Genomic DNA, 12,950 nt, shown 5'->3' on the forward strand with positions numbered 1-12,950 from the left:
AATGTAAGGGGGCATGTACTATTACATTTAGCAGCTTTAAGTCTTGAAATAACGTGAAATTGTAGATCCACAGTTCTATCGTCATGTGACGTTTGAATGTAATGTGACAAAACTACAATTTAAGGAACATGGAACAAAAAAGAGAGAATTGAAAGGGTGGTTGATATGTTTAAATGGTCAAATAGAAATTTAACTTTTAAATATGGATCAATTTATGTTTTAATCGTTATTTTATTTGTTATCTCGGCTTTATTAATTAATCTATTATTATCTGATACTAGAGATGAAGTGAACGTAATGAATCGAAGTACAGAAAACTCAGTCATGTTATTTGAAATGGAATTACTCATACAAGAGCGCTATTCGATATTAGGACAATATATGGTTGCACCTACTGATCTTTCTGTTAGTGATTTTGAAAATACAATTGCAGAATTTAATGCATATTTAGACGAAATAGATCCTTATATTGATTCAGATGATAAACAGTATCTATTGAATACCGTATTAGAAAATGATGCAGAAATCATCGAAAGCTTTAATGAGTATACCTTATTAAGAGAAAGTGAAAAATCTGCTAATATTGATAGACGAACATATGAAAATGCCCGAAGAAATTATCAGCAAAGCTCATTTTCACTAAATCAGTTGAGAACAATTTTTGAAGAAGAGAGACTAAATGCTGTAGAATCGACGTCGGAGAGCTTCCAAATAACTACGCAGATTCAAATTATATCAATACTCCTTTCTGTTTTTATTGGTCTAACAATATTAATTCTTGTAAACTATAATGTAAAGAAGAGACTGACAGAAATTCTTGGTTTTAGCGAAAAAATTGAACAAGGTCATTTAAGCGCTAACAACTTGGATGTACATGGCACAGATGAATTCTCCAAAATTTCTCTTTCCTTAAATACCATGAAAGATAGTATTGAAGATATTTTAAAGGATATTTCTAATGTATCTATTAATGTCGGTTCAAAAAGTGATGATTTGGAAAAATCCGCAACATTTCTAGAGCACGTTAGTATAAGTGTTTCAAATAAATTAAATGAATTAATTACAATTGTTGAAGAACAGTCGGCATCAATTATTCAAATATCAAGTACAAATGACAATTTTAATGAAAGAATAAATTCAATTGAACAGTTCAGTGCAAAAATGAAAAGTTCTTCTTTAGAAGTATCAACCGAAACTAAAGAAGGCATCTCACTGATGAATGTTACGGCTTCCAATATTGCTACGATTAATGAATCTGTTGCAAATACCGTCTCTAAAGTAAATATACTTGTAGAAAGAGCTGTCGATATCTCGCAAATAACAGAGTTAATTAATAAAGTTGCAGAAAAAACGAATTTATTAGCATTAAACGCATCAATAGAGGCTGCTAGAGCAGGTGATTACGGGAAGGGGTTTGCTGTTGTAGCTGATGAAATTCGAGATTTATCAGCAGAAGTCAATCAATCTATTAATGACATCAACGTTATTATACAAGGGATTCAACAAGATGCTAATGAAGTTAAATCCGTTCTTAAATCATCGAATGAAAAAACAATAATCGAACAAAATAAAATACAACAAAATATTACTAGTTTACATAAAGTCGAATCCTCAGTTAATGAGTTAGTTAAAAATATTGATCATATTTATGCTGATATCACAACAATGACAGGTGAGAGTGATGAGATCAATATATCATTAGACGGATTATCTAAACTATCCAATAAAACAACGGTTCATATCAACGATGCACATGAATCAATATTTGAGCAAAGTAATATTATCAAACAAATGAATGATCACTCGAAAGATCTTTCCGATGCTGTAGGTAAATTAGAAGGCTCAATGAGTCGCTTTACAGTGGCAAAAGAAATTAAAGAGCTAACTAGTATGGACAATAATACTGATGTGCTTGATCTAACTAATGTAGATAAAGAAGTTGTCGAGGTAGATATAGAGAAAGAGATTGATTTGATAGAGAGCATAAATCCTGAATTAGATAAAAATAGTATTGCTGATAAAGTTGATGGTAAAGTAAAAATATAACCACAAAAATCCCCTACATTTAATCCATGTGTCTGGGCATGTAGGGGATTTTAATTCAAAGTTAATGAATAACGTTAGTTTGTTATGTCTTTAGTCGAGTCTCTAATGATTAACTCAACCGGGAGTAATATTGTCGAAAAGTCTTCATCTTCATCATTAATTTGATTAATTAACAGATCAGCAGCTTTCCTTCCCATTAGCTCTGCATTTTGTCTAATAGTGGTTAAGCCAGGAGTTATATGCTGAGCAAGCTCAATATCATCAAACCCAACGACAGAAATATCATCAGGCGCTGATAGGCCTGCATCTTTAATCGCTTTGATTGCGCCTATAGCCATCGTGTCACTCGAGGCAAACACCGCTGTTGGTACATCATCCAATTTAAGCAATCTATTCATTGCATTGTACCCACTCTCATATGAAAAAAGTCCACCATTTACAATATAAGAGTCATCTATCGTTAACCCATACTTATCTAACGCTAGCCCAAATCCCTTTAATCGTTCTTTTCCAGTAAAGGAGCCATCAGTAGCTGCTATATGAGCTATTTTTTGATGACCAAGTGAATATAAGTGATCAATTGCTAATTCACAGCCATAAATATTATTACTGTAAATAACATTTGTCTGATCACTGTGGACATCTAATACAACACTTGGCAATGGAGATTCAATCAACTTTTTTACCTCTGGATCATCATAATGTGAACAGACAACAATCACACCATCAACACCACGATAGTAGGCATGATCAATATAACTTTTCCTATCTTCCCCAATAAATCTATTAATAAACACTAAGTCAAAACCGAATTTTTCAGCTCTTTGTTTAAATCCTTCAATAACTACACTAAAGAAAGGATGCTTCATTCCTATTCCTAAATCTTCAACAAATATAACACCCAAAGTAAAGGTTTTTTTCATTGTTAGCGACCTAGCAATAGAATTTGGAAAATAGCCCATTTTATCTGCAACTTCTAATATAAGCTTCTTAGTTTTTTCGCTTACATCGGGATAATTATTTAGTGCTCTTGACACAGTTGTTATAGAAAAACCTGTTTTTTTAGCCACATCGTATATCGTTACCAATATTCATTTCTCTCCTTAATTATACCGATTCTTCTTTCATTTCCATCTAAATTAAAAATATATCAAATCATTTAATAAATCAAGCCTTCTCCCATAATGGAAGAAGGCTACACATTTCTACAATAATTGATTTATGTAGAATATAGCGCTACTAATTATTGATAGTGAAGATGCCAATAACTAAAATAGATTAAAACAGTAATAAATAGCAGATTGAGATCGCTCTCAATTCCAAATTAACTTACTTTCAACATATATTATAGCATATTTTCATCTAACTAATTCTAATAATCCTTGATAAGAATTAGGCATTTTAACCTTTGTATCAATCGGTTAACCCAAAGCAAACGTGAGGTTCTAATTATTTTGTTGATCTAATGGAGTGTGCTTTATAAATGTCGGATAATTTGTAGCCATTAATATAAATGCTAATACACTGACACCCAATACTATAAAAACAGTTGGCCATTGAAACGATATAATATAATAGACAACTAACCATAACAGTTGTATTAGAGTATTAAATGGTCTTAAAAAAACCATTCCTGCAGCCACCTTAATGTATCGAATTGTTTTAAATTCAAAATGAGCGATGACTGAGAATAAATTGACAAATGTCATGAACGCTATAAAGGCAAAAGAAAATAGGATTATATATAAGAAAAAATGAAATCCCGCACTATAATAGTATGAAATAAATGAATAATTTACATATATAATATAAAAAATGACTAAGAATATTAGCCATAGAATATTAGAGCGAATAAATTCCACTTTATAATAATGAAAAAACATTTTAAAAAGTCTTAGATCTTCCTCTCCTTTTATCCACTGTCTAATAACAGAAAATAGTGCTACTGTCGCTGGCATAAAACCAAAAATACCCATCCCAATTAAAAAAAATAGCAACCATATTAAATTTAAAACGACAAATCTATAGATAATATCAGCAATCTTAAAAACTAAATTTCCCAACTTAAGCACCCCATAAATAATCTATCATCATTTTAAGCCTACCTTCATGAATCTCTTCAAGTATTATTCCACTCAAAAATATAATTCACATTCAGACCTTCTTAAATAAAATAAAAGGCACTGAATGTGATAAAATATTTTCTGAAAGCTTTTGCATATTTTTATAATGTATATAACTAATAGACGACTCTAAACTTTACAAAAAGTATTGTGAATTACCTTATACATACTTATTTCTATTATATAATCCGTGTATTAACTTTTTACAGCCCCGTCTGTAAGACTCTCAATAAACAATCTATTAAACATTAAAAATACAATCAATAACGGAACCGTTGCCCAAAAAGTACCAGACATAATCATTCCATAATCCATTTGTCTAGCATCATTTAATGACCGTAGTGCAACCTGTATTGTATGAACGGCTGGTTCACGCAATACAACAACTGGCCATAAAAAGTCATTCCACACTTGCATAAATACAATAATACCAAGCGTTGCAAATGCTGGTAAAATCATCGGAATAACAATGTTCCAGTAAATCCTAAAATTTGAACACCCGTCTATTTTTGCCGCTTCAACAGTCTCATAAGGCACACCATCTCTAATATACTGGGCCATCCAAAATACACCAAATGCATTAACTAATCCGGGGATAATAATCGCACGAAGATCATTTAACCAGCCTAGAGTAGTAATAATATAGTATTGTGGAATTAATCCTAATTGTGTTGGTACCATCATTGTTACTAAAATAAAACCAAACAAGAAATTTTTACCTCTAAAATCTAATTTGGCAAAGGCGAATCCTGCTAAAGAACATAAAAATAAAACACCTATCGTGATAAACGATGCTACCATAAGCGAATTTCCCATCGCACCGAAGAAATTTATATTGTCAGTAACCTTTTGGAAATTACTCACCAATTCAGCACCAGGAGTAAATGGAGGTGGGACTGCATTAACATCTCGATTTAATCGTGTTGCCATCACAAACATATAATAAAATGGGAAAAGGGACGCTAGTGAAACAACGATTAAAAACAAATAAACCAAGGATCTTTTAATTGAAAACTTTTTATATCCAACTTCTCTACTTTTACTCATTATTAGTCCCCCTTATTTTACTTTCCGTGAACGACCTACTAGGTTTGTCAGCAGCAAGTTAGTTCCGGTCAATATAATAACGATTAAGAACATTATAATTGCTGCGGCAGACGCTGTTCCAAACGAGTTCAATACAAATGCATCTCGCCATAAATAAGCAACTATAGTAATTCCTTCTTCACGTAATCCTCGACCCAAGAAGATCAACGGCTCTGTGAATAATTGTAATGCTCCAATTGTCGATGTGAACACAACGAACATTAAAATTGGTCTTAACATCGGAAGTGTAACCAATCTAATTTGTTGCATAATAGTTGCACCATCAATTTTGGCCGCTTCATACAATTCTTTAGGAATACTTTGCATGCCTGCTAAGAATATGATCGTATTATATCCAACCCATCTCCATAACACCATTGTTGAGATGGCTATTTTTACCGGCCAGTATGCTTGACTCCATCTAATAGGATCAATCTCAAACAAACTTAGAATATAGTTTACGAAGCCAAATGGCTGGTTATTAAACATAAGACCAAAAATAATTGCAACCGATACAAGTGACGTAATGTATGGTAAAAATATTAATGTTCTAAATGTATTTTGGAACCGTATAAGTGCCGAATTGAGTGCAAATGCTATGAATAGCGCAATGACTAATTGCGGAATAGTCCCCATAATACCGATAATAAATGTGTTGATGATGGACGAATAAAATGAGCCATCATTTAAAACGATCTCAAAGTTTTTCCACCCAACAAAGGTCATCGGCGATAAACCATTCCAATTAAAAAAGGACAAATAAAAACTAAACACCATAGGGAAAAACCCAAAAATTGCATACAAAATAAAGAATGGAGAAGTAAACACATAACCAGATAAAGCATTGTTTTTCTTTTCAGTTAACTTTCTAGTTCTCATTCTAGACAATATTCTGCCCCTCCTTATAGGACCTTAAGAATATCCTACTTAATTTATTTATCATTATAAAGAGAATCAAACTTAGACATTGGCACTCCTATTACTAGGCATTTATATAAAATCTATTAAACTCAATAATTAAAGTTAAAATTATACATTATTATTGAGTAAAGTATAATTATATTTAAACTACCAACAAAAACATGAAGTATAAAGTAAAGTTTGGGAGGGTATGACTGTTTCTCATACCCCCCATTTTTTTAGTTTATTGTCTATCTAAAATACTTTGAACTCTTGATAACATATCTTCCCATTCTGCTTCTGGATCGCCACCAGCAGCAACATTATCGATAGCTTCATAAATTTCATCACCTATCGGATAATATGCGCTACCTTTATAAACAGGTTTCACAGCTTGGGCTGCCTCGCCAAATACTTCAGCTGTATTTATTCCACCAAAGTATGGATCCTCATAATTTTGGAAATCGGGCATTTCGTATACTGCAGGTGTAGATGGGAATAATCCATAACCTTGGAATGCTTTGTATTGTTGCTCTGGTGCAGTCAACCACTCAATAAATGCATAGGCCTCTTCTTGATTCTCACCTTCTGCTGGAAGCGTTAAGAAAGATCCTCCCCAGTTACCAGCACCTTCTGGCATTGTAACTATTGACCATACTCCTTCTTCAGGACTGTTTTCTTTAATAACACCTTGTAACCAAGCTGGTCCTAAGAATACTGCATAAGAAGCATCATCCATACCAGCAAACCATTCTGGTGTCCAAAGTGGCGTATCTCCAACTAAACCAGCTTCAAACAAGTCTGCAACATAGTCAAAAGCTTCTTTAATTTGGTCATTATCTTCTAGAATATATTCTCCCTCAGCATTAAAGTATGTTTCAGTAGCTTGATCACGTCTCGCATTAAATACTAGTTCGCCAGAGTCAGTCATTAAAGCACCTGTAGCATCATTAATTGCTTGTGCTACTTCAGCAAAGTCATCCCATGTACTAAGTAGTTCAGATACAGCTTCTGGCGATGAATCGTAGCCCGCAGCCTCAAATACATCTGTACGATAAAACATGACTGTAGGACCAATATCCGTTGGTAAACCAAACTGGAAAGAGCCATCAGCACTTTGACCGTTTACCCATACCCATTCAAGAAAATCACCCGCTATATTAGTGGCTCCTAAATCATTTAAATTGTGAAAACGATCTTCAGCCGCTTTAAAACGCTCAATTGCACCCTCTTCAATCATTGCAATATCAGGAGCTCCACTGCCCGCTGAAAGGGATGTAAATAAGTTATCATGGACATCATTCATATCTTGGTTTAAAAGATTGATTGATACATGTGGATTCAGCTCTACATATTCTTCTATTAGAACATCATAACCTGTATTTCCAAACTCCCAAAATACTAACTCAACTTCTGCATCTTCACTACCAATCTGTTCTTCTGTCACATCATCTACACTTTCAGATTCATCAACTTCATCTCCTGTTGCATCGGTAGCTTGACCACCGTCATCTCCACCACATGCTACAAGTATGCTAGTAGCAAATAACACCATCAAAATAAGTTTCCAAAACTTTCTCATTCTTAAAACCCTCCCTTTTATATTTAGCAATATAAATGAATCATAAAATCTATATAATGGTATCCTTTAACATCCAAAGCGCTTTGGTTTGATTTTAAAAAAATGTTTCCTATCTAGTAAGCCTTTACATTTCACCAGTAGAAATTTTAAGTTGGTAAAGCGCTTTCCGATTCGACCAAAAGGATATTAGTTGAATTCCATTTTCGATTCACTTATTTCACTACTGTCATTATAAACTACTAAAGCGCTTTGGTAAAGTGCAAAATAAATATTTTTTTATTTTTTTATCTTCAAAACGGGATTTTCCAAGTTTGCCGATACTAATATTGAGTTTTATAAACTTTTTTTACCAATTTATTTGCGCTACTACTGCTAGATTTACTATAAAAATATACGTTATTAAAAATAATCAGGTATCTTGATATGAAGAAAGCCAAAAAAGAAATACGATCCAAAGTAGTCTAATAACTAATTTGGATCGTGACAAAGGACATTAAAGCTATAATCTTCTATTCTAACCCCAAAACATCTTCAATCACGTCAACAATTTGGTCTGCTGCTTCATGGCAACGTTCAACTGTTGGTGCTTCAACCATTACACGAACAAGTGACTCAGTTCCTGAAGGTCGAACTAATACACGACCCTCGTCACCTAAATCAGATTCTACTTTATCAATTACATCTTGCACACGCTGATCGACAAATACTTGATGCTTATCGACAACCTCAACATTTTTCAATACCTGTGGGAATTTTTTCATTTTAGCAGCTAATTCAGAAATTGGTTTACCCGTTTCCTTCATAATATCTAACAGCTGGAGTGCCGTTAACATCCCATCACCCGTTGTAATATAATCTAAAAAGACAATATGCCCTGATTGTTCTCCACCTAGATTAAATCCACCTTTTCGCATTTCTTCAACAACGTAACGATCACCAACATCCGTTTTACTGCTCTTGATTTCCACTTCTTCTAAACCTTTATAAAAACCTAAATTACTCATCACCGTTGATACAACTGTTGAATGGCGGAGGAGACCACGTTTATTAAGGTAATCTGCACAAATAAAGATGATTTGATCACCATCAACAACCTTCCCTTTTTCATCAACAACAATTAATCGGTCACCATCACCATCAAAAGCAAGGCCGATATCAGCTTCTTTTTCAACAACTAGTGCTTGCAACGACTCAGGGTGAGTTGAGCCTACGCCGTCATTAATATTTAAGCCATTAGGCGAAACACCAATCGTTGAGATATCTGCTTCCAAATCGGCAAATAAATGTGGTGCTAGTGAAGAAGTTGATCCATTTGCACAATCAAGTGCAACGTGTAGACCATCAAATTCATTATCAATTGACTGCTTTAAATAGTGTAAATACTTTTGACCACCTTCAAAATAGTCATTTATCACACCAATTTCAGAGCCAATTGGACGTGGGAGATTGTCTTCTTTTGCATCGATTAAAGCCTCGATCTCTTGCTCCTGCTCATCAGATAGTTTGAAGCCATCTGGTCCAAAAAACTTAATCCCATTATCTTCGACAGGGTTATGTGAGGCTGAAATCATGATCCCAACTTCTGCACTCATCACTTTAGTTAAGTAGGCGACACCAGGGGTTGAAATGACACCTAAACGCATCACTTCTATTCCCATCGATAACAATCCAGATATTAAAGCTCCTTCTAACATTTCCCCTGAAATACGTGTGTCTTTTCCAATTAACACTTTCGGTTTCTCAGTTTCTCTTGTCAGTACATATCCACCTGCTCGGCCCAGCTTAAAAGCTAATTCCGGTGTTAGTTGTTCATTAGCTATTCCTCGTATACCATCTGTTCCGAAATATTTACCCATCATGTACCTCTCCTTTGTTTCCAAATACAGTTTTATTCATTACTGAACTTCAACAACAACTTCTTCCATCTCTGGTGAAAACTCTAAACCTGTAGGCCCAACGACATCTAAAGGTAATTGATGCTCGCCGTCTTCAAGTCCAGTTAAATCGATTCGTAATTGAAAATCACTTGAACTCATTCCTGTTAAATCTGATTGATAGCCTAATATCGTAATATCAATCAGTCCAGTTTCAGGGTCTATGAATGATGAAGTAAAATCACCGGCTAAATTTTCAACAGTGATTTCAACATCTTCAATTACTGCTTCAGTCCATTCTTCGACTTCTATTGTGACCGATACTGTTTCATGTGAGACTAAACGAATATTACCAGGCATCGCTAAGCCAACTTCAATTGTCGTTGTCCCCGTAACCCCTGATAAATCAATCGGCATCGTTCGAATCATATCTAAGTTCTCTAGGTTTTCTTCAGCGGCATAAACATCAACCTCTTCAACATCAACCGTAATTGATGTTATTCGATACTCATCCGCTATTTCACCTGTAGTATCTACTATTACTGGAACAGTCTTATTAGGGCTCGCTAACTTAACCTCAACCGAGACAACCTCTGGCTCAATCCGAGCATTTAGTTGATTTCCTTCATGATCATAAACACGAACAGGCACATCGACAAAGGTCATATCTTCTCCTAAACCTTCAAGATCAACAAAAGCTGTTACAATCGCAATTCGTTCAATGATATTCTGCGAACTCGTAATTTGTACGGTATCTGGTATTACAGTCGCTTCAAGTAACTCAAATCCAGGCTGTAAACGATCTTGATTGGTAAAATCAACACCTACTCTGTATTCATTTGTTGCTCGCTCTTCGATCAAAACTTCAGCTTCACTAGGTCTAATATCGACAGTCAAACGGTTTGAAACGCCTTCGTATTCAATCGGGACAACATGAGTCCCGGGTTCAAGTCCTTCGAGATCAACAAAAACGTCAAAATTTCTTTGGGTAGCTGTTGATTGTACAACGCTTACCGTTCCTTCTAACGTCACAGTTACTGTTTGTGGAACACCACTAACAACATACTTTTGATCATCGATTTGAATATTAACTGGAATATCTTCTAAAACCTGAACTTCTTGTGAACTACTAAAAATCGAATCAAAACTGCCAATATCTGCAGTTCTCGTATCTTGATTATCAATGGTAATTACTATAAACGTTATAATCGCTAACAATAAAGAGATAATCCGGATAACCCACGTTTTATTTAACCATTCATTCATTTTTTTCTCCCCCTCCAGTTCCAGGTTTTCAATGTAGGGGTTTGACTAAAACTCGTACCTAAATCTTGCCTTAACAAATTAGCTAATTCTTCTTGACTAATATCTCTGTGTAACTCCCCATTACGCGTATAAGATATATTTCCTGTTTCCTCAGACACAATAATCGTCAAGGCATCACTTACTTCACTAATACCCATCGCTGCTCTATGTCGAGTTCCTAACTCCTTAGAAATAAACGGACTTTCTGAGAGTGGTAAATAACAGGCCGCCGCAATGATTTGATCGTGATGAATAATAACCGCCCCATCGTGTAAAGGTGTGTTCGGCACAAAAATATTTGTCAATAATTGATGAGATAATTGCCCCTGAATCGGGATTCCCGTTTCAATATAATCACCCATATTTGTTTCTCTTTCAATCGTAATTAACGCACCAATTCGTCGTTTTCCCATGTAGCTACTAGAAGTAACTAGTGCATCAATTATTTGATTTAAAATTTCCTCTTCCGAGTGGCGGTTTCGACTAAAGAAACTTCCTCGTCCAATCTGTTCGAGTGCTCTTCTGAGCTCAGGTTGGAATAAAACAATTAAAGCAACCGGTCCCCAAACAATCACCTGTTCAATCATTACTTGTACTGTTTGGAGATTCAATATATAACTAACTAAGTAAATAAATAATACGACAAAAATCCCTTTTAAAAGTTGGATTGCTTTCGTACCACGTAATAACATAATCAGTTTATAAAATACATACCAGACAAGGGTAATGTCAACGATGATCCTAAGAATATTAAAGATATTTAAACCCTCACCAAGCATGATTCACACATCCCTCTACTCATATCATAACCACTCATTTCAATTGGTAATCACTTGTTTTATTATATCACACTCAAAATCATCTTTATAATCAAAAGTACCAATGTTATCAATTATGTGGTACCTTTTCGACCTAAAAAAACCCTTAAAACATTTTGTTTTAAGGGTTTCTTCACTTTAGGTTACTGGGCTAGCTGGATTCGAACCAACGCATGACGGAACCAAAAACCGTTGCCTTACCGCTTGGCGATAGCCCACCAATAAGAAAATAACAGCATTTATACAAAACTGTTATCGGTATTATTATAAGAATTAAATGGTGGAGGGAGTAGGACTCGAACCTACGAACCCGATGGGAGCGGATTTACAGTCCGCCGCGTTTGACCAACTTCGCTATCCCTCCGTATATTTATCTAACTGAACAAAAGACCATGCCGGCCAGAGGACTTGAACCCCCAACCTACTGATTACAAGTCAGTTGCTCTACCAGTTGAGCTAGGCCGGCTCGTTAAAATGGTGGAGGATGCAGGGCTCGAACCTGCGACCCCCTGCTTGTAAGGCAGGTGCTCTCCCAGCTGAGCTAATCCTCCATGATAAGTAGTTGCTAAAGTAGGTTATCCAAAAATACTGAGATCATACAAAAATAAATGGTGACCCGTACGGGATTCGAACCCGTGTTACCGCCGTGAAAGGGCGGTGTCTTAACCGCTTGACCAACGGGCCATAACATGTTGTTAAAAATTTAAAAGCTTCCAGCCGGGATCGAACCGGCGACCTCATCCTTACCATGGATGCACTCTACCTACTGAGCTATGGAAGCATTTATAATCAATTTAATTGAATAAATGGCTCCACAGGTAGGATTCGAACCTACGACCGATCGGTTAACAGCCGATTGCTCTACCACTGAGCTACTGTGGAACAATTGGAGAGGTTTAAATACCATTTGTTACTTCACAAAGCTTCATTTGTTTGGCTTAGCGACGTCCTACTCTCGCAGGGAAAACCCAACTACCATCGGCGCTGAAGAGCTTAACTTCTGTGTTCGGTATGGGAACAGGTGTGACCTCTTCGCTATTGTCACTAGGCCATAGATATAATTAAATATACCCTAAAAACTAGATAAGAATTGCACCTGACAAGTGCCATCAATTACAAAGGTGTTAAACGGATGATTCCGCTTTTTAATTTTAGTTAAGTCCTCGATCGATTAGTATTCGTCAGCTTCACATGTCACCATGCTTCTACCTCGAAC

Annotated in this window: 9 protein-coding genes, 7 tRNA genes and 1 rRNA gene; 1 reads left to right on the plus strand and 16 read right to left on the minus strand. The window is 35.3% G+C overall.

Translation table 11 applies throughout. The features are described 5' to 3' along the window. The first annotated feature begins 165 nt into the window (after window positions 1–165). Window positions 166–2,046 carry a methyl-accepting chemotaxis protein gene (locus tag ABD814_RS13040; RefSeq protein ID WP_344914126.1) on the plus strand — a complete coding sequence of 627 codons (1,881 nt, stop codon included), beginning with the start codon at window positions 166–168 and terminating at the stop codon, window positions 2,044–2,046. Window positions 2,047–2,120: 74 nt separating this feature from the next. Here ABD814_RS13040 and ABD814_RS13045 read toward each other — a convergent pair whose 3' ends face one another. From ABD814_RS13045 to rrf, 16 genes are all read right to left on the minus strand, one after another. Further along, a complete protein-coding gene (locus tag ABD814_RS13045; protein ID WP_344914129.1) occupies window positions 2,121–3,134 on the minus strand; it encodes a LacI family DNA-binding transcriptional regulator in 1,014 nt (337 codons plus the stop codon). 357 nt (window positions 3,135–3,491) lie between these two features. Then, window positions 3,492–4,109, minus strand: coding sequence for a YesL family protein (locus ABD814_RS13050; protein ID WP_344914131.1), 618 nt, complete (start codon window positions 4,107–4,109; stop codon window positions 3,492–3,494). 255 nt (window positions 4,110–4,364) lie between these two features. Further along, window positions 4,365–5,216, minus strand: coding sequence for a carbohydrate ABC transporter permease (locus tag ABD814_RS13055; protein ID WP_344914134.1), 852 nt, complete (start codon window positions 5,214–5,216; stop codon window positions 4,365–4,367). A gap of 12 nt (window positions 5,217–5,228) precedes the next feature. Beyond that, a complete protein-coding gene (locus ABD814_RS13060; protein ID WP_425549088.1) occupies window positions 5,229–6,134 on the minus strand; it encodes a carbohydrate ABC transporter permease in 906 nt (301 codons plus the stop codon). A gap of 265 nt (window positions 6,135–6,399) precedes the next feature. Beyond that, complete coding sequence (locus tag ABD814_RS13065) at window positions 6,400–7,737, minus strand: ABC transporter substrate-binding protein (protein ID WP_344914137.1); 1,338 nt, start codon at window positions 7,735–7,737, stop codon at window positions 6,400–6,402. 509 nt (window positions 7,738–8,246) lie between these two features. Continuing rightward, window positions 8,247–9,593: a phosphoglucosamine mutase gene (gene glmM / locus ABD814_RS13070; protein WP_344914140.1), complete on the minus strand. Its 1,347-nt coding sequence runs from the start codon at window positions 9,591–9,593 to the stop codon at window positions 8,247–8,249. Between the two features lie 39 nt (window positions 9,594–9,632). Continuing rightward, a complete protein-coding gene (locus tag ABD814_RS13075) occupies window positions 9,633–10,877 on the minus strand; it encodes a CdaR family protein (protein ID WP_344914143.1) in 1,245 nt (414 codons plus the stop codon). Then, the gene (cdaA, locus tag ABD814_RS13080) at window positions 10,874–11,695 is read right to left on the minus strand and encodes a diadenylate cyclase CdaA (protein ID WP_344914144.1); all 822 of its coding nucleotides are present in this window, start codon (window positions 11,693–11,695) and stop codon (window positions 10,874–10,876) included. The genes ABD814_RS13075 and cdaA overlap by 4 nt, the downstream gene beginning before the upstream one ends. A 185-nt stretch (window positions 11,696–11,880) precedes the next feature. Beyond that, a tRNA-Gln gene (locus tag ABD814_RS13085) sits at window positions 11,881–11,952 on the minus strand. 60 nt (window positions 11,953–12,012) lie between these two features. Next, window positions 12,013–12,098 (minus strand) — tRNA-Tyr (locus ABD814_RS13090). 29 nt (window positions 12,099–12,127) lie between these two features. Beyond that, window positions 12,128–12,200: transfer RNA gene (locus tag ABD814_RS13095), tRNA-Thr, on the minus strand. A 9-nt stretch (window positions 12,201–12,209) separates the two neighbouring features. Next, window positions 12,210–12,285 (minus strand) — tRNA-Val (locus ABD814_RS13100). 58 nt (window positions 12,286–12,343) lie between these two features. Beyond that, window positions 12,344–12,418: transfer RNA gene (locus tag ABD814_RS13105), tRNA-Glu, on the minus strand. A 24-nt stretch (window positions 12,419–12,442) separates the two neighbouring features. Further along, a tRNA-Thr gene (locus ABD814_RS13110) sits at window positions 12,443–12,515 on the minus strand. A 26-nt stretch (window positions 12,516–12,541) separates the two neighbouring features. Continuing rightward, window positions 12,542–12,616, minus strand: a tRNA-Asn gene (locus tag ABD814_RS13115). 54 nt (window positions 12,617–12,670) lie between these two features. Next, a 5S ribosomal RNA gene (gene rrf / locus ABD814_RS13120) occupies window positions 12,671–12,783 on the minus strand. Between the last annotated feature and the right edge of the window lie 167 nt (window positions 12,784–12,950).

The sequence above is a fragment of the Amphibacillus indicireducens genome (assembly GCF_039539605.1).
In the GTDB taxonomy this organism is placed as follows: domain Bacteria; phylum Bacillota; class Bacilli; order Bacillales; family Amphibacillaceae; genus Amphibacillus; species Amphibacillus indicireducens.